Genomic DNA, 18,636 nt, shown 5'->3' on the forward strand with positions numbered 1-18,636 from the left:
CGGGGCCTCTGACGGGCCCCGTTCTTATCCATTGATCGATTAACCTGCGCGTTATGACTTATTCCATCGAAAAAAACGAACAGTACGCCCTGATCCGGCTGGCCGAAAGCGAGTTGAGCGAGACCATGGCCCCCGATTTCGAAACGCTGAACAAAGGCTTCTTCCGGGAAGGCTATACCAACGTTATTGCCGACTTATCAACGGTCCAGACCATTTCGCCCGAAGGGATGATGGCCATCCGTAAGATCAACCGGCACTGCACCAACGAAGAAGGGCTGCTGGTGCTCGTTACGAAAAATGAACCGCTGATCGAGTTTCTCGATAAGGCCGGGGGCAACGACCTGACGATTCTGCCCACCGTAGAGGAAGCCGTCGACGCGGTGTTTATGAATGAATTGGAGAACGATTTTCGGAGCGAGGACGACGATGAGTATAACGCAGGAGGGGGTTTCGGGATCAGCGCCGAATGACGAACAGGAACATCAGGACGGTCCGGCCGGGCGAACCGGATCGCCAGCCTTTACGCTGACGGTGCTGGGTGCCGGGTCGGCAACACCCACGCTGCGGCTACACCCAACGGCGCAGTTGCTCGCCATTGGCAGCGACTACATGCTCATCGATTGTGGCGAAGGCACCCAGCTGCGCCTGATCGAGCAGAAAATCAGGCCCGGCCGGCTGCGTTACATTTTTATCAGTCACCTCCACGGCGACCATTATTTTGGCCTGCCCCCCCTCCTGTCGACACTCAACCTGGGCGGCCGTACGGAAGAGCTGTTTCTGTTTGGCCCGCGCGGGCTCGACGATGTGCTGACCACCATGTTCCGGGTGTCGAACACGCGGCTTGGCTACCCACTCCACTTCGAGGCTGTCGACCCCGACGTTCCGACGCTGGTGCTCGACCATCCGCTGCTCACCGTTACGTCGATTCCGCTGCAACACCGCATCGACTGCACCGGCTACCTCTTTCGGGAGAAGCCACACAAGCCGCACCTGCTGCGCGACCGGCTGCCGGCCGACATACCGGTAGCGTATCTGAAGCAGCTGAAAGACGGACAGGATGTGCGCGACGAAACCGGTGCGGTGCTGTATGCCGCAGCCGATGTAACCGAGCCGGGTCCGGCGCCCCGCGCCTACGCTTTCTGCTCCGACACCCGCTACGTGCCCGAGCTGGTTCCGCAGCTGCAGGGTGTCGATCTGCTTTATCACGAGGCTACCTTCCTCGACGACAATGCCCAGCGGGCGGCCGAGGTCTATCATTCAACCGCCAGTCAGGCGGCCACAATTGCGGCCTCGGCGGGCGTAGGGCGGCTGCTGATCGGCCATTTCTCGTCCCGCTACAAGCAGTTCGAGCCCTTTCTGGACGAAGCCCGACTTGTTTTTCCTGAAACCTACCTGGCCACCGAAGGCCAGACCCTGCCCATCTGATATCCCTCAAAAAGGCGTCGGCCAGCCAGCAGAAACCTGCCAGCTGACCGACGGTAAGGTTGATTGTGTGGATATTGGCAGAAAGCCCTTTTTAGAGCGGCTACCTGTATATCCCTGAATCCGCGTAAAGGTGACTCCCTTTACGCGGATTTTTTTCATAGGACTACCTGACCCTACTACGGAGCGTCCGTAATCTTTTGCGTATCAGCCTAAAAAGTGGGGATAATCGAGCGGGGTAGCAGACAGAATCTTTATTTTTGACACTGTTCACACCCATACGATTATTGCCCGCTCATGAAACGACTCGTTCAGGAAATCCAGGGCTACTTCCGGGACTGGTCGAAAGCCAGTACGCCAGAGCTGTTCCGGGCCATACAGCGGGGCGATCAGAAAGCCATCGACTGGCTGTACTGCCACAACTACGGCCCGGTCATACGTCAGCTTGGGAGCCGGGGCGCTACCCCCGAACAGGCGCAGGACGTGTATCAGGATGCCTTTACCGACTGCTGGCTCAACGTGACCAACAACCGGTTTACCCCCCAGGAAAACGCAACCATCCACGCTTACCTGCGCGCCATTGCCCTGCGCCACTGGCTGAAGGCGCTTCGCCAGACACAGCCGGTCACTTTTTCGGAAACTGGGTATATGGATGCAGACCTGTCGGACGACGACTATGCGGGCGATGTCTTCGAACTGCGGATGCAGGAACTGGATGCCGCCCTGACCCACCTCAGCCCCAGACAGCGACAGCTGCTCGATCTGTTTTATATCCGGCAGCTGAGCATGGATGCCATTGCCCGTGAGCTGGGCCTGTTGAACGCCGGCATGGCAAAAAAAACAAAATATCAGGCCATGCAGACCCTGCGGGATCTGATGAACCGCACGCCTGACGACCTTTAGCCTTTTTCTCCCTATGGACGGTTCGACCGACCCGTTTGACCAACTCGACGAGTACCTCGACGGACAGCTTGACCGGCCCAGCCGGGAGCGGTTCGACGCGCAGCTCGGTACCGACCCGGCACTGGCCCGGGCGCTGGCCCAGCAGCAGGAACTTCGACTCTTGCTGCAGCGCCCCGCCACCCGCGATGCAGTCAGCGCCATGCACAGCCGCCTGCGGGCCGCCGGCCGGCTCGACAAACCGGCGCGCCTGCCCGGCTGGCGCTACCCGGCGGGGGGCATGCTGCTGGTGCTGCTGGCGTTGTTCGGCTGGTGGTGGTATCAGGCGCCGGCAACCGGCGACGAAGCCCTGTACCACGCCTTTTATGCGCCTGAACGGGTATCGATGGGTGCATCGGATTGTCCGGCTACCTTCGACCCGGGCGTGGCACAGTACCGCGCCGGCCACTACGCCGACGCCCTCAAAACGCTCCCCAGCGATACCAGTGGCTGCTCGGCCTATTACCGGGGCCTTACGCTGCTGGCGCTCGACAAGGCCGACGAGGCCGAACCGCTGTTGCGCCGGGCGCGGCAGTTGGCCCCGCCCCTACTGCGCCCCCGCGCCGACTGGTACGAGGCTCTGGCCCTGACCCGGCTGGGACAGCACAGTGCCGCCCAGGCCCTGCTTCGGCCCATGGCCAGCCAGTACGAACACCCGCACCAGGCCGATGCCCAACGGCTCCTGCAGCGGTTCGACACCTTACCCTAGTCGCTTCCCGGCCATGATGCTTCCCCGCTTTCCTTCACCAGACACCCGCTTTGCGCTGCCGCCACCGGGCTGGCGGGCGGGCCTATGGGCTGGTTTGCTGGGAGTGGGGCTGCTGGCCTGCGGACGAACCGGGCCGGCAGGCCGCGCCGAAGAACCCGCGCTGACACCCCGGTTTGCGGACGATAGCCGGCTCCTGACCGGTACGCCGGTGTATACAGACCGGCATGCGCTGCTCATTGGCATCGCGCACTACCGCGACCCGGGCTGGGAGCCCCTCCACGCGTATCGTAACCTTGAACTGATGCGGGCTACGCTGCTGCGCCAGGGCTTTCGGCCCGATCACATCCATACACTGCGCGATGAACAGGCCACCCATGCGGGCATTCGGCAGGCTTTCGAAAACCTGCGCGGGCAACTGCAGCCGGGCCAGAAAGCGCTGGTTTATTTTACCGGTCACGGCGATCAGCTACCCGACGACAACGGCGACGAACTGGACGGGCAGGATGAGGCCCTGGTCCCCTACGACGCCCCCGTACGCCACCGGCAACCCGGCTACGCCGGCGCACAACACCTGCGCGACGACGAACTCAACGCACTGGTGGGCGGCCTGCGCAATCGCACCGGCACGACTGGCCACGTGCTGCTGCTGTTCGAATCGTGCCACGCCGGCACCGCCGTTCGGGGTATGTGGGGGCGGGCCCAGCGCAGCCGCGGCACGGTCGGTCGGCCCCGGCGGGCAGGCCAACCGCATGATGGCTATGACGTGGTGGCCGGTACGGGCAGCTACGTGCTGCTGGCCTCTACCACTGCCGATCAGACGGGTGAGGAAATACTCGACGAGGAGGGTCTGCCGATCGGCCCCCTGACGCAGGCCTTCTGCCGTACCCTGGCCGGTCTCCGGCCCGCCGAATCGTACCAGTCTTTTTTTGAACGAATCTACGCCATCATGGCCCGCACGGCCCCACGGCAAAAACCCGCCATGGAAGGCCAGACCCAGCAGGCCGTGCTGGGCGGAACAACCGCGCCGGCCATGCCCAGCTTCCGGGTGTTCGACGAAGGAGCGCTGGTACTGAACGGCGGGCTCCTGCATGGGCTTACCCCCGGTAGCCGGGTCGGGTTCTACCCCGACACGACGCAACAACCGCGGCCGGCCGCCCGGCTCGCAAGCGGGATGCTGAGCGACGTCGGCACACTCCGCTCACTGGTTACCGTGCCAGCGGGCACCAGTCGGGCGGCCCTGCTGTCGGCGCGGGTGTTTGTCGAGGCCCTGCAACCCGGCGCGACCACCACCCGGCTGCTGGTCGGCCAGCTCGATCCGACCCATCGGGCGCAGGTGGCCCAGTGGCCCGCCGTGGTGCTGACGGACGCCCTGAACGCAGCCGAACGCGGCCCGACCGATCCACGTTTGGGCGAACTACGGCTCGATCAGCGGGGGGGCTTTCTGGAGCTGCGCACCCAGCCCGACGGGAGGTTGCTCTGCCGGAGTCGCGACCTGGATGCCTGTCGGGTGGCCCTGCGGCAGTACCGGCACCGTCAGCAACTGCTGAACCTCGACCTGTCTGACCCCGACTATGCCGTGGCGCTATCGATGCAGCGGGTGGCGGTGCGGCAGCGCCGGGGTCAGACCCTGGTAACCGATACGCTGCCATCCCCGCTGCCGGGCCGGGTACCAGTACTGCGGGCATCGGCCCGCGAACGGGCCCTGCTGACGCTCCGTAACACCGGCCAGCGCGTATTCTACCTAACCGTGGTTGACCTGCAGCCCGACGGCCAGCTGCGCGTATTGCTGCCCGAAGCCGACCAGTCGGCGGTAGAATACAGACTGCGACCGGGTCAGCAGCTCACTCGTCGGCTGCGCGTGTCGGCCCCCTACGGTACCGAACTGTACAAGGTTTTTCTGACCCCTGAGCCCATCGACCTGCGGCCGTACCTGCTGGCCTACCGAAGCCAGCCGCCGGCCGGCCACCGCCATCCGTTCGAACAACTGGTCAGTCAGCTAACCGACAGCAACCGGGGCGTAACCGACAGCCGGCCGCCCCTGGTACCCCTCCGCAGCGGAGCTACGCTTACCTACGCGTTCACCATCAGTCCCTGACCCATGATCGATGCGTTTGTGTTGCGATGCTGGCTGCTGCCTGTACTCCTGCTGGTTGGCGGCTACGGGGCCAGCGGCCAGCCGGGCGGGGCGCTGGTCTATCTTCCGATCCTCTACCAGCACCCCGCCGAGAGCAACGCAACCGTGACTGCCCTGCAGCAGGCCCGGCAGCAATCCGGCAGCGACTCCGTTCGTCACCGGGTACTAACCGCATTGCTGGCCAGCGCGCACGATCTGCGCGGGCAGCCCCACCGGGCCGACAGTCTGCTGTGGGTATTCGGCGAAACAGCCGCGCCGGCCAGCGGACAGGCACGCGCGCTGGTGGCCCTGTGCCGGGGTAATTACTGGCAACGGCGCGATCAGTATCGGCGCGCCGACACGGCCTACCAGCAGGCGAGTCTGGCGCTTACCGATGCGCCCGCCGATCGGGCCCTGCGGGCGTTGCTGCTGAGTCGTCAGGCAGCCCTCACCAGCCGGCTCCAGACCACCGCTCTGGCCCGTCGGCGTTACCACGAATCGGTCGTGCTGGCCCGCCGGGCATCGGCCGACAGTGCCCTGCCAGCCGCCATCGTCTACCAGTGGGCCGAGTTTGAACGGCGACAGCAGCAGCCTGCCCGCGCCGATTCGCTGTTCACGATTGCCCTGCGGCTGAAACAGCGGGCGGTGGGAAGCGACCACCCGGCAACGGCCCTCTACCACAATCGACTGGGGCTGGCCTGCGAACGGCGGGGACAGCTGGACCGGGCCCTGCGGCATTACCGACTGGGGCTGGCGCTGCTGACTCCGCAGCGCCCGGCCTCGCCCGATACCCCTACCGATACAACCGGCAACATTTTTTACCTGCCCGATCTGATCAGCACGCAGGAGCGGCTCAACAGCCAGCTGGGCACGCCCATCGCTTACGAGGAAGCCATTGCCGGCTGGCAGCGCCGGGCCGATTCGGAGAACCTGAACCTGCTTACGCTGCTGCAGGGAGCGGCTTTCTGGTACCGGTCGCACACCCGCTACGGCCGCGCCGAGCAGCTCTACCGCGATTTGCTGACCCGCCAGACCCGCCTGCTTGGCCCCATGCACTCCGATCTGGTGTCGACCCTGAACGGACTGGCCATTACCTGCGAGGGTATGGGCCAGTTTGCCGAGGTTGAAGCGCTCTACCGACGCTGTATTTTCCTTGACACCGCCAACGAACGGGCCGGGGGCAATACGTTCTGGCTGTCGACCTACGAAAACAACCTGATCCAGTTTTACATCCGCACCGGCAACTGGCTCCAGGCCGAACGGCAACTCACCGACCTACGCCATCGCTTTGAGCGACAGGCCGATACCGGATCGCTTCCCTATGCCCGCACCCTGCAGTCGCTGGCCCAGCTGCAGCTCCAGACCGGCCAGTACACCCGGGCCATTGCCGGGCTGACGGAGGCCGTCCGGATTCAGGAACAGGTACGGGGACCGGCTCATTTCGACGTGCTGATGCAGCAGCAACAGCTCGGTACGGCGTATGCCCGGGCGGGACGGGTGGCTGCGGCCGAGCAGCTGCTGCTCCACACGATCCGGCCCGACTACCAGACCCCCTTGCCCGAATACCTGTTGCGACTCGATCCGGTGGCCCGCTTTTTTGTGAGCCGGGGTGCCTATGCCCAGGCCGACTCACTGTTTGAGCGATCGCTGCGGCTGCGCCGGCAGCTTACCGATACGCTGGGGCTCGAAGCGGCCAGCACGCTCAGCCTGTGGGCCGACGCCCTGGCCCGGCGCGGCCAGTACGACCGGGCCGACTCGCTGGCCAGCCGGGCCCTTACCATTCGCCGGCAACGCTTGCCGCCTACCCATCCCGACCTTGCCCAGTCGCTTATCCTGACAACCCGCATCCGGGTAGCGAACCGACGGCCCGACGCGGCTCTCCGCCCCGCCCTGGAAGCCCACACGCTGACACAGCGGGCCACCCGCGAGCGGCTACTGGTTCTCAATGAACCCGAGAAAGAATCGTTTGTGGCGCAGCAGACATCGCTCCTGCCCGTTTATCTGGCCCTGTTACAGCAAACCGGCGGGTCGGGCCAGGCCGACCTGCTGGGGCGGGCCTTCGAGTCGGTGGCTTTTGCCAAGCAGCTGCTGGTGTCGGACGTACGCAGTCGACAGCAGGCGATATACCAGCGTAGCGATACGCTGCTGCGTGCCCGCTACGATCTGTTCCGGGCCGAACGCGAACAGCTCACGGCCGAACGCAGCCGGGCCATACCCGACCCCGCCCAGCTCGCCCGCCTGACCCACCGCACCGATTCGCTCGAGCAGCTGATCAGCCTGGCATCGGCCGATTTCCGGTTGCTGCAAACCCGCCAGCAGGCCCCCGGCTGGCAACAGATTCAGGCCGCGCTGGGCCCCGGCGAAGCTGCCGTCGAATTTGTCCGGTACCCGTATCTGGACGGATATCAGCCCACCGACAGCCTGCTCTACGGCGCCTTTGTGCTGCGTCCGGGCGCGGCATCTCCGCGCTTTGTGTTTCTCGGTGCCGAAGCCGACCTGCTGCCGCTTCTGCCTGTTCCGCGCCGGGCGGCACCGTCCGACCGGCTGGTGTACCGGGGCACCGATGTCGATGAACTACCCAACGGGGCGCGGCAGGCGCTTTACCGGCGGCTCTGGCAACCCCTCGACGCGCTGCTGACGGGGATTCAGCGCATCTACACCGCGCCCGATGGCCTGCTTCATCAGTTCTCTCTGGCGACCGTGAGCCCGCCGGGGCGGGGCCGCCGGCCGACCTACCTGATCGACCGCTATGACCTGCGCTTGCTGGGCAGCACCGCCCAGCTGATTGGCAGGGCCAACGCCCCTGTTTCGTTTCGACAGGCAACCCGAACGGCGGTGCTGTTTGGGGGTATCGACTATGGCCCGGTGCAGCCCGACACGGGACAGACGATTCTGACCAACTGGCCCTACCTGATCGGTACCCGCGATGAGGTGGTACGCATTGGCCGGCTGCTGGGTTCGGCTACGGAGATCAGGCAGGGCGCTCAGGCGACCGAAACCTCGTTCAAGGCCCTGTCGGGGCGGGCGCCCGGCCTGCTGCATGTGGCCACGCATGGCTTCTTCACCCCGCTGACGGCCGACAGTGCCACCCCCGACCATCCGCTGCTGCGGTCGGGCCTCATTCTGGCCAACCGCAACCGCCTGGCACAGGCCCCGGATTCAATCCGCCCGGCCGACGATGGCGTGCTGACGGCCCTCGAAGTAAGCAGCCTGCAGCTCGATCAGACCCAGCTGGTAGTCCTGTCGGCCTGCGAAACCGGGCTGGGCGATGTGCAGGGTACCGAGGGGGTGTATGGCCTGCAGCGCTCCTTCCGCATGGCGGGTGTCCGCGCCCTGCTGATTACGCTGCGCGCCGTTCCTGACCGGCAAACGCGGCAGCTCATGACGGCCTTTTATCGCCACTGGAAACGGGGTGCCCCGCTGCCCACCGCGTTCCGACGGGCGCAGCTGCAGATGAAACGGCGGTGGCGCAGCCTGTGGTGGGATGCTTTTGTCCTGACCGAGTAAGGCGGCATGTCCATTCTGCCTATATTTATCCCCAACCTTGTTTTGTGCGTATGCTTGCTTTTCGTCTGGGCTTTCTGGATGTCGGCTGGCTCGATTTGCTCGATGTCCTGCTGGTAGCCCTGCTGATCTATCAGATTTATAACCTGGTGCGCGGCTCGGTAGCCAGCCGGGTGTTTGTTGGCTATCTGCTGGTCTACCTGGCTTACCTGCTCGTCAAGGCCTTGGGGCTCAACCTGCTGACCACCATCCTTGAGTACTTCATCAGTGTAGGAGCCCTGGCGCTGATCATTATTTTTCAGCACGAAATCCGGCGGTTTCTGCTGCTGATCGGCAAGTCGACCAACGTGGCCAACAGTCGGCTCTTTCGGCGCTGGTTCATGCGGCAGCACGACGATACCGATGCCGAAACGCCCCTCAAGCCCATCATGGAAGCCTGCAAAAGCCTGAGTGCCGAGTTTTCGGGGGGGCTGATAGCGATCCGCAAAAATGACGATCTGACCAAGTTTGCCCAGTCGGGCGAATATATCGATGCAACGGTATCGAAGGTGCTGCTGCTGGCTATCTTCAGCCAGTATAGCCCTTTGCACGATGGAGCGGTGCTGATCGGTGATGGCCGTATTATGGCAGCCCGCTGCATACTGCCCGTTTCCGACGACGATGAACTGCCGCCGTCGCTGGGCTTTCGGCACCGGGCCGCGCTGGGGATGAGCGAGGCTACCGATGCGGCTGTCATTGCCGTTTCGGAAGAGAGCGGCCGGCTGGCCCTGGCCCTCAACGGCGAGCTGCATACCAACCTGAGCCTGGCCGAACTGACCGAGCGACTCGAAAAATACCTCGCCGAACCGGCCCTGCTGCACCGCCCGCACTAACGCGCTCAACGCAGAAACCGCCCTGGCGCCACCCTGTATTCGGGTAGCGCCAGGGCGGTTTTCCTGTATACGTATCGATTAATACTCCAGGCCGGCGGGCAAACCTTTGGCCTGCTCCACAAAATCGGCAACCTGCTCGGCCGAGGGCGGCCGCTGGGTGAGCTGTTTGGTACTGTTTATTTCCATCAGTTTGGCATGCAGGTTTTCGGGCGACCGCCGGGCCAGTTCTTTGACCGTGTCGACACCGGCTTCTTCCAGCAGATCGCTGTAAACGCGGCCGATACCTTTCACGCGGGCCAGATCGGCGCGGTTGGCCAGTTCAAGAATAACCCCCGTGTCAACGCCGGCTGCCTGGGCCAGTTCTTTGCGACCTTTGGGCGTTTTCGCTTTTTCGAGCAGCGCATCGCTGTCGGCTAACCCCTGCCCTTTCAATGCTGCGGCTACAGCCTCGGTAATTCCTTTCAGTTCTGCCAGCGTCACGCTCATGGCTCAGTCGATTAAGGTTCGGACCAACGAGCTGACCATCAGCCCGTTTTTTAGTTACTTAGACGAACAAGGTACCGTCTTCGTATCGCGTTTATGAGAAATTTTTTCTGAGCGGTAAAGCTGTCGGGGTGCATCTGAGCGAACAGGGCCGCCCACTCCCTGTACAGGTCGGGTTCGGCCTGCCGAAACTGGTCGGCATCGATCTTTTTGGTAGTCAGGTACGCGTCGAATTCCATGGCAAAAAGGGGTAATGGCGGGCGCTGCCGGCCTGCAAACCTACGAATCTAAACGGGATTGGCGGGTTCGTTATCCAAAAGCAGCCCGGCCGGGCGTTAGTAGAGCAGCAGGCCGGCCGGGCTGCTCCATTCACAACCGGATTGTACCGTATGAAACACCTTATTGCCGCCGGCTGCTGCCTGCTTGCCCTGACTGCCCACGCGCAGGACGATCGCCTGTTCAAACCCGTAAAGGTCAACACCGCCATCGGTTACGCCACGCCCCTGACGCCCGGCGCCATTGCCGGCGTTGGTCTCAGTCTGGAGCCCAAATACGCTTTTTCTGATCAGATCGACCTGGGCCTACGGCTCGAACTGGCGCTTACAGCCGGTGCCGTCACCAACAATGGCCAGACCAGTTCGGTCAGTGTCAAAGGCCTCACCTCCTACCTGCTGACGGGCAATTACCTATTCACTACCAACCGTTTCCGGGCCTTTGCGGGGGGCGGTGTCGGGCTGTTCAACGTGGCGGGGGGTACCGTGCCGTTTGGCTCCAGCCAGAACCGTACCGACTTCACGGTGGTGGGCGGCACCAAATTCGGGGGTATGCTCCGGACCGGTTTTGCCTATGGGCATCTTACCCTGGCGGCCGAGTACAACCTTATCCCGTCGTCGACGGCTATTTTCTCGACGACCTCCCTTCGCAGTACGAACCGGTACCTGGCTATCAAACTGGGTTTCGACATCGGTGGTGGGCGTTACGAATAGGCCACCCATCGACCAAACAGCAAGGGGGCCCCAGCCACATTGGCTGGAGCCCCCTTACGTTGACTGGCCTGCCCGGTTTGTTTACCGGCCCGCGGGAGCGGGTGCCGGGGCACCGGCTTTGGCTACGGCAGCGGGCTGAAACAGCACGTAGTCGAGCGAGATCAGGTGCGCGCCGGGCGCATCGGGCTTACGAAACACGAAATACAGATCATGCTGCCCGGCCGTGCGCTGCAACGGTGCCCGCTGATCGGCAAACGTTTTCCAGTCGCCGGTAGCTGCGTAGGCGACCGAGCTGATCACCGGCCCCGTGGGCGAGTCGAGCCGGACTTCGATGGTAGCACCCTGGTCTTTGGCCGAGTAGTGATAGGTAAGCTGATCGATACCCGTCAGGTCGATTCCTTTGAGTACGAAATACGAGTTATCGTGTACGTTGCCGAGCCGTTTGCCCTGCCGATCCATGTTGTGGATCTCGGCGGCTTCGGCCCCCATTACGCGGGCGGGCCGCAGCACCAGCAGGTCGGAACGGGTAAGCGGTGTGCTGCTCCCCCCGCCGTCGGTATAGGCCGCCGACAGCATGTAGCGCCCCTGCTGATCGGCCCCTGTGTGCTGCGTCAGCGTCAGTTTGCCTTGCTGGGGCAGGCGCACGGGTTTGGTTTCGGTGCCCAGCGACAGAATGTATTTCACCATCTCGGTGGCTTCTTCGCGGGCCAGCTGCGGGTGGGCACTCATGGCGTGTTCGCCCCAGACGCCCCCCCCGCCAATAATGATTTTGTTGGCTAGTTTAGCCGGCGCGGTCTTATCGTCGCGGTAGCGTTTGGCCACCTCCGTAAACGCCGGCCCAACCGATTTGGCGGCCAGCTGGTGACAGGCTTTGCAGTCGCTGCCGGCAATGAGCGTTTTGCCCAGGCTGGTGGTCAGTTGCTGGTGTCCCTGCTGCGGGCCACTGTCGGCCACTTTCGGAATGTAGTTGAGCTGAACCGTGAGTTTCTTCCTGTCGATCAGCCGGTCTTCCCGGTCTTTCACCGACACCGTATAGGGCAGCGTCTGCTGGTTGGGGAAAAAGAACGTGCGGTTACCCGTGGTGGCAATGGCGACCTGCGGGGGCGTGTTGCCCACTTTGATCGTCATGGTATCCGAGTGGCTGCGGCCGGCGGGGTCGGTCACGGTCAGGATGGTTTTGTACACGCCATTTTTGCGAAACGTGTGCGTCGGTGTGGCTTCGGTCGAGCCGGGGGTACCGGTTTCGAAGCGCCAGCGGTAGCTCAGCTTGTCGTCCTTGTCGTAATCGGAACTGGCGTTGCCGAACCGAACCGTCAGCGGAGCCAGCCCCACGGTGTCGGCTGCGGTGATGCGGGCGATGGGAGCGCGGTTGCCGGGGTTGTAGTCGATCCGCACCAGCCGGGCATCTTCGTTGTCGATACCGTAGACCGAGCCGTATTCGAGCATGTAGAACGAGCCATCGGGCCCAACTTCCAGATCAACGGGCCGCCGGAAATCGCCTGAGGTGGGCATAAACGGTTCCATCGATTCGTAGCTTCCCTGTGCGTCGAGCCGCACGGCGTAGACCCAGTTGCGCATCCAGTCGTACACAAACAGCGCCTTGTCGTAGTAGGCCGGCAGTTTGGTGGTCGAGGCCAGACTGGCCTGGTAGTGGTACACGGGCCCGCCCATGGCGCACCGCCCCCCTACGCCCAGCGCCGGAAACTCGGTCGACTTGTTGTAGGGATACCAGATCATGGCTTTCTGTACGGGTGGCAGCTGCCGGATACCGGTATTATTGGGCGAGTTATTGACGGGACCGGCCGTATCGAACAGGGGCCCAACCCCCTTCGTCGCGAAATCATACTGGTGGTAGGGTTTGCTGTCGCCCACGAAATAAGGCCAGCCGTAGTTACCAGCCTGCCGGGCCTGGTTGAACTCGTCGTAGCCCCGGGGGCCCTGCGGCCCGTCGGTGCCCGAGTCGGGACCGATTTCGCCCCAGTATACGGTCGAGGTGGCCGGATCGACCGAAATGCGGTAGGGGTTGCGGCACCCCATTACGAAAATTTCGGGCCGGGTGTTGGGGGTTCCTTTCGGAAACAGGTTGCCGTCGGGCACGGTATAGGTCCCATCGGGGTTCGGGTGAATTCGCAGAATCTTACCCCGCAGATCATTGGCGTTACCGGCCGACCGCTGCGCATCGTAGACCAGCCGGTTGGGGCGGGCATCGATCGGTGCGAAACCTTCCGACTCAAACGGCACGGTGTTGTCGCCGGTCGAAATAAACAGATTGCCGTGGGCATCCCAGGCCATCGATCCGCCCGTGTGGGCACTTACCTCCAGATCGATCGGAAACTCGATAATGGCCTTTTCGCTGGCTACGTCGAGCGTATTGTCGTCGTTCATAACGAAGCGACCAATCCGCTGCCGGGTCTGCCCACCTACCTCAACGGTGTAGAAAAAATAAAGGAAGTGGTTCTGACTGAAGTTCGGGTCGATGGTCATCCCGAGCAGCCCGTTGAGGTATTTATCGACCGCTTTGACGGGAAAATCGTAGAGCAGACGGGTTTTGCGGGCTTTCGGATCGTAGAGATAGAACTTCCCGGCCCGTTCGCAGAAAAAAACCCGCCCATCGGGAGCAACGGCCAGTTCCATCGGCTCGTTGAGGTCGTTAGACAGCACGGTTTTGGTAAACCGGTTTTCGTCGGGGCGCTGTGTGGTGTCGATACGCGGAGCGAGGGCCGCCTGGGCCGCCGGATGCACCGGTGCCGGCTGCACCACGGTCAGCAGCCCCACCAGCCCGCCCAGCAGCGTGGCATAATTGAGTACAGGATTGAGCATATATTGGCTTAACTGAGGAATAGAATCCGCAAGTACGGCAAAAAGCCGCCTAGTTGGATTCGGCGCGAACCGATTCGTCGCGGGGCAACAGCAGCGGGAAGAATCGGACACCACGGGGCCGGCTGATTTCCAGTTTGGGGGCGGGCACCTTGAAAAACTGCGCCGTTCCGACAAAACGCTGAAGCGCCGGACTGAACGTACCAATGCGCGAGAGGTCGGCCCCGGGCGAAAGGTAGAACTGCCGAAAGCGGGCAAACCGGATTTCGCGCCCGTCGGCGTCGTAGGCTTTGGGGTTGTCGTGCCCGCCCGTCATGCCGCTGGCACTGTAGCCCAGATCGAGGTTGAGCCAGCGCGGAAACGACGGCCCGACCGGCAGCACCGACGCCAGATTGACCGATAGCCAGTACTGCTGACCGTTGTAATCTTTCAGCAGCTGCTGTCCCGGGGTCTTACCGAGCAGGTTGGGCCGGAAAGGCGGAAAGATGGTCTGACGGTAGCCGTACTTGAGCGACACGACCTGCTGGCCCGCCCCAAACTGCTGGCCCATAAACAGAGCCGTGCCGGCTACGTTGGCCACCATATCGCCCCGGGAAAAGCCCCAGCCTTCGGCGTGCCCGTCGTAGACTTCGAGGGTAGTCTGGAACAGCAGCGCCAGCAGGCCACCCGTAAGAATACTGGCCCGCTCGTCGACACCGCTCCAGCGCATCAGCTCGTAACCGCCCCGGCTCATGCAGTAAGCCGTGGCCGCGTGGCCCACCTTGTCCATCTGGAGCCACTCGCGGTTGTCGTTGAAGGTATGGAACGGTACTTTTTTCTTGTACCACTGCTTGCGGAGCATCAGCAGCGTCAGGGTGTAAAAAGCGGCTGTACCGGCCACCACGCCGATAAACCGCCCGGTCCGGATGCCGGCCGGATCGGTGGGCGAAGCGGGCGCCAACGTCAGGGGTGGCCCCTGCGCCTGCACCGACTGATTCAGCCAACAAACGCATACCCACATGCCCAACCACCGCCACACTGCCTGTTTCATGGGCCAAAAGTACCGAAAAACCCGCACGCGACCGGCCTGCGCTACCGCAGCAGCTGCGCCAGCTCGACCGGCGACACCGTCAGCAGGCCTACTTTGGGCAGGCGCCGGGTCAGCTCGCGCCAGTTGGCGTCTTTGGCGTAAATCCGCTGGAGCATGGGAGTGGCTTTGGCCATCTGGTGGCTGTTGGCCAGGGCAATGGCTGTCCAGTACTGCATTTCGAGGTTCTGGGGAAAGAGTTTCATGGCCGCCCCGTATTCGCGCATGGCACCGGCCATATCGTTTTTCTCGGTGGCCAGATCACCCTGATTCATGTGTTCATAGGCCCGGTGTGTTTTGAGCAGCCGGCTCAGTTCGGTCAGCGGCTGAGCGGCATCGTCGACCCGCAGATCGACTACGTGGTTATCGTCCCAGGGTGCCCCGGTTGCTTTGCCCCGCACCACCAGCAGCGCGGCCGACTGACGGCCCCGGATGTCGCCCCCGGCGGCCTGCCCCGCCTGCAGCGCCGACAGGACCCGCTCGGCGAGCGGCAGGCGGGCGTGGGCGGCATAATCGGCAGCCATGGCTGCCGGTACCTTGTCGTTGAGCATCATGTTGGCCTGCACCGATACCATCTTACCAGTGCGGTGACCGGCAAAGTCGATGCACTTTTTACCCGTATGAACGGCTACATTGCCTTTGGCGTCGGCAATGGCCACCTGCCGCACGTCGCGTCCGGCATCGGTACGGAGCAGTTCGTCGAGGGCCTGCTGCGCTGTTTTGCCGCTTCGAAGCAGCGCCAGGCCCCGCATACCAAACGATTTGTTGGTAAACGACTGCGTAGCCACAACGCCCACCCCTGCTTCGCCCCACGACACCGAGGTGCCTACCGAAAACCAGTGGCTTTGTACACCCACGGCCAGCTCGCCGGTTTTCTCGTCGCGGGCCACAATCGAGAAGGTATGGGCAAAGGGATCGCCAGCCTGGGTGTGCTGGGCGGTGGCAGCCAGTGGCAGTAGCAGCAGGCCCAACAGGGAGCGCGACCGCATCAGTCGGGTCAGTAGCGGTTGTTTCATGCCTAAATATGCCCCCCAACAGCGGTATCTACAACTAATCGGTGGGTGAGTACAAGTTCGGGCGGGCCAATGAAACAAGGAGGGCCTTAATTTTGTCTTTTCTGCGGGAGGTAATCTCCTATCATTCTCGACATGGCAAAACGCAACCAACCTGAACAGAAAGGACCGGACGTACTTCTTATCGGCGCCGGTATCATGAGTGCTACCCTCGGGGTGATGCTCAAAGAAATGCAACCCGACATTACGATTGCCATTTACGAGCGGCTCGACAGTGCAGCCGCCGAAAGCTCCGATGCCTGGAACAATGCCGGTACCGGCCACTCGGCCTTCTGCGAACTGAACTACACGCCCGAGCAACCCGACGGCAGCATCAACCCCGGCAAGGCCATCAAGATTGCCGAATCGTTCGAACAATCGAAGCAGTTCTGGGCCTACCTCGTTCAGAAAGGGTTTCTGAACGATGCCCCCGGCTTTATCCGGTCGATTCCGCACATGAGTTTCGTGTGGGGTACCGACAATGTGCAGTACCTCCACAAACGGTACGACGCGCTGCAGCAGAACTACCTGTTCCACGGCATGCAGTATTCGGAAGACCCGGTACAGCTGGCCGAGTGGATGCCGCTGGTGATGGAAGGCCGCGACCCGGCCCAGCCCGTAGCCGCCACCCGCATGGATATCGGCACCGACGTAAACTTCGGCGCGCTGACCCGGGCCATGTTTAAACGGCTTCAGGAAATGGAGGGCGTGGAGCTTCACTTTGGTTACGATGTACGTGATCTGTGGCGGTCGAAAAGCCTGGGTGGCTGGAAGGTACGCGTTGAAAACCTGAGCACCGGCGACACGACCGACGTGCAGAGTGATTTTGTCTTTATCGGCGCCGGGGGCGGTTCGCTGCGCCTGCTCGAAAAATCGGATATTCCCGAAAGCCGGGGCTACGGCGGCTTTCCCGTAAGCGGCCAGTGGCTCAAATGCACCAACCGCGCCATCATTGAGCAGCATCACGCCAAAGTGTATGGCAAAGCATCGGTGGGTGCCCCCCCCATGTCGGTACCGCATCTCGATACGCGCATGATCGACGGCAAGCAGGAGCTGCTGTTTGGCCCTTATGCCGGCTTCTCAACCAAATTCCTCAAAAGCGGGTCGTATCTCGATCTGCCCAAGTCGATCCAGCTGAGCAACATGGCCCCCATGCTGATGGCGGGGCTGCACAACATTCCGCTCACCAAATACCTGATTCAGCAGGTGCTGCAATCGCCCGAAGATCGGCTCGCAGCGCTGCGGGAATACTTTCCCGACGCCCAGATGGACGACTGGGAACTTGAAATTGCCGGGCAGCGGGTACAGGTGATCAAGAAAGACGAAGAAGAAGGGGGAGTACTCGAATTCGGAACCGAGGTTGTCAGTGCGGCCGATGGCAGCATTTCGGCGCTGCTGGGTGCCTCGCCGGGTGCCTCCACGGCTGTGTCGATCATGCTCGACCTGCTGCAGCGCTGTTTTCCCGGGCAGCTGCAGTCAGATGCCTGGCAGTCTAAACTCAAAGCCATGATTCCATCGTACGGCACCGTACTGGCCAACGACCCCGAGCTGGGGCACAAGCTGCGGCAGCACACGAGTGAGGTGCTGGGCCTGACCACCGACGAGCAGACACCAGAGGTGACACGCTAGGGATCCGTTCAGCCAGGATAGCATCGCAGGGGGGAGTCGGCCGCAGGCGGGCTCCCCCCTGCTGTTGTGCGCCCTGCTCATTGCCTGTCGGTACGCCAGGGAATCCTGTCCGGGCTTCGGTAACGCCACGCCTGCTTACCGCTCCCAGCCGGTTTATACCCCGCCCACGGCATCCAAGGCCGCTTCTGGCTGCTACCGGCAGGGGTCGTGCAGATTTTTTTACCAAAATTCTACCGCTAAAAATCAATCACTTACGAGCATTCGCCGGGCGCTACCTACCGAATAATAAAACAACTCGAAAGCAGCCCCGGTTATGTTTCCATTTTGTCACCAATTCATTTATCCATTCAATCACTCACAGTTATGAAAAAATTCCTTGCAGCCGGAATGCTTATGCTGGGCGCCCTGTCGGCCAGCGCTCAGGAGTACAAGCCTTTCAAAGTAAACGTATCGGTTGGTTACGCCCAGCCTATCAACGCCGGTAACTCAGGCGGTGTCCTGTTTGCCGTTGAGCCTAAATATGGCCTCTCGGATCGCGTCGACGTTGGTCTGCGTCTGGAAGCCGCTTCGGTAGCCCGGGGCATTCAGTACAACGGCAACACCACAACGGGTGATGTGGGCACGTTCGGTTCGTATCTCGTAACGGCCAATTACCTCTTTGGCAACAATAAAGTTCGGCCTTTCCTGGGCGCCGGTCTGGGTGCCTACACCATCGGTGCCGGTGGTACGGTAGTTATTGCTAGTAACGGTCAGCCTAACCAGAACATCAACTTGGTACAGGACACCAAATTTGGTGGCATGCTGCGGGGCGGTGTTAAAGTGGGTCACTTCGTAGCGGCCGTTGAATACAACGCCGTTCCGACAACCAATAACCAGTTCACCAACACGACCATCACCAGCGAAAACCAGTACATCGGTTTCAAAGTGGGTGCTGATATCGGCGGTGGCCGTCGGTAGTCTGGTATATGAACCATGCAGCACGCCTGCTCAGCCAACGCTGGGCAGGCGTGCTGCGTTATGCGCCACTGACACCATGCTGTTCCG

Annotated in this window: 15 protein-coding genes; 10 read left to right on the forward strand and 5 right to left on the reverse strand. The window is 62.4% G+C overall.

What is annotated here, in order from left to right; genetic code table 11:
- The first annotated feature begins 53 nt into the window (after positions 1-53).
- The 7 genes from ACYVAC_RS07955 to cdaA all read left to right on the forward strand — a co-directional run bounded on the left by ACYVAC_RS07955 (position 54) and on the right by cdaA (position 9,559).
- Complete coding sequence (locus ACYVAC_RS07955) at positions 54-470, forward strand: STAS domain-containing protein (RefSeq protein WP_461097078.1); 417 nt, start codon at positions 54-56, stop codon at positions 468-470.
- Positions 427-1,425, forward strand: a complete 999-nt coding sequence (locus ACYVAC_RS07960; RefSeq protein ID WP_461097079.1) for a ribonuclease Z — start codon at positions 427-429, stop codon at positions 1,423-1,425. Before ACYVAC_RS07955 ends, ACYVAC_RS07960 begins: the two co-directional genes overlap by 44 nt.
- Positions 1,426-1,719: 294 nt before the next feature.
- On the forward strand, positions 1,720-2,325 hold the full coding sequence (locus tag ACYVAC_RS07965; protein WP_461097080.1) for an RNA polymerase sigma factor: 606 nt from the start codon (positions 1,720-1,722) through the stop codon (positions 2,323-2,325).
- Between the two features lie 13 nt (positions 2,326-2,338).
- Positions 2,339-3,070 (forward strand): tetratricopeptide repeat protein, encoded by a 732-nt coding sequence (locus ACYVAC_RS07970; RefSeq protein ID WP_461097081.1) that lies wholly within the window; start codon positions 2,339-2,341, stop codon positions 3,068-3,070.
- A gap of 13 nt (positions 3,071-3,083) precedes the next feature.
- Positions 3,084-5,165 (forward strand): caspase family protein, encoded by a 2,082-nt coding sequence (locus ACYVAC_RS07975; RefSeq protein WP_461097082.1) that lies wholly within the window; start codon positions 3,084-3,086, stop codon positions 5,163-5,165.
- A 3-nt stretch (positions 5,166-5,168) separates the two neighbouring features.
- A complete protein-coding gene (locus ACYVAC_RS07980) occupies positions 5,169-8,690 on the forward strand; it encodes a CHAT domain-containing tetratricopeptide repeat protein (protein ID WP_461097083.1) in 3,522 nt (1,173 codons plus the stop codon).
- A gap of 50 nt (positions 8,691-8,740) precedes the next feature.
- Positions 8,741-9,559 (forward strand): diadenylate cyclase CdaA, encoded by an 819-nt coding sequence (cdaA, locus tag ACYVAC_RS07985; RefSeq protein WP_461097084.1) that lies wholly within the window; start codon positions 8,741-8,743, stop codon positions 9,557-9,559.
- A gap of 78 nt (positions 9,560-9,637) precedes the next feature.
- Here cdaA and ACYVAC_RS07990 read toward each other — a convergent pair whose 3' ends face one another.
- Positions 9,638-10,045, reverse strand: a complete 408-nt coding sequence (locus ACYVAC_RS07990) for a DUF4332 domain-containing protein (RefSeq protein ID WP_461097085.1) — start codon at positions 10,043-10,045, stop codon at positions 9,638-9,640.
- Between the two features lie 50 nt (positions 10,046-10,095).
- Complete coding sequence (locus tag ACYVAC_RS07995) at positions 10,096-10,281, reverse strand: hypothetical protein (protein WP_461097086.1); 186 nt, start codon at positions 10,279-10,281, stop codon at positions 10,096-10,098.
- A gap of 150 nt (positions 10,282-10,431) precedes the next feature.
- Here ACYVAC_RS07995 and ACYVAC_RS08000 point away from each other — a divergent pair, with 150 nt between their 5' ends.
- Complete coding sequence (locus ACYVAC_RS08000) at positions 10,432-11,028, forward strand: outer membrane beta-barrel protein (protein WP_461097087.1); 597 nt, start codon at positions 10,432-10,434, stop codon at positions 11,026-11,028.
- An 81-nt stretch (positions 11,029-11,109) separates the two neighbouring features.
- Here the strand turns inward: ACYVAC_RS08000 and ACYVAC_RS08005 are convergent, their stop codons facing one another.
- From ACYVAC_RS08005 to ACYVAC_RS08015, 3 genes are read right to left on the reverse strand one after another with little or no spacing between them, the layout of a single operon-like run.
- Positions 11,110-13,848: a PQQ-dependent sugar dehydrogenase gene (locus ACYVAC_RS08005; protein ID WP_461097088.1), complete on the reverse strand. Its 2,739-nt coding sequence runs from the start codon at positions 13,846-13,848 to the stop codon at positions 11,110-11,112.
- 49 nt (positions 13,849-13,897) lie between these two features.
- Positions 13,898-14,875 (reverse strand): DUF2279 domain-containing protein, encoded by a 978-nt coding sequence (locus ACYVAC_RS08010; protein WP_461097089.1) that lies wholly within the window; start codon positions 14,873-14,875, stop codon positions 13,898-13,900.
- A gap of 41 nt (positions 14,876-14,916) precedes the next feature.
- Positions 14,917-15,927 carry a DUF1028 domain-containing protein gene (locus ACYVAC_RS08015; protein ID WP_461097090.1) on the reverse strand — a complete coding sequence of 337 codons (1,011 nt, stop codon included), beginning with the start codon at positions 15,925-15,927 and terminating at the stop codon, positions 14,917-14,919.
- Positions 15,928-16,059: 132 nt separating this feature from the next.
- On the opposite strand from ACYVAC_RS08015, the gene ACYVAC_RS08020 reads away from it, so the two are divergent.
- Together ACYVAC_RS08020 and ACYVAC_RS08025 are read left to right on the forward strand one after the other, a co-directional pair.
- Entirely contained in the window at positions 16,060-17,592 is a 1,533-nt protein-coding gene (locus ACYVAC_RS08020) for a malate:quinone oxidoreductase (RefSeq protein WP_461097091.1), read from the forward strand.
- A gap of 363 nt (positions 17,593-17,955) precedes the next feature.
- Entirely contained in the window at positions 17,956-18,549 is a 594-nt protein-coding gene (locus ACYVAC_RS08025) for a hypothetical protein (RefSeq protein WP_461097092.1), read from the forward strand.
- Positions 18,550-18,636: the final 87 nt, after the last annotated feature.

Source organism: Spirosoma luteolum (genome assembly GCF_054778875.1).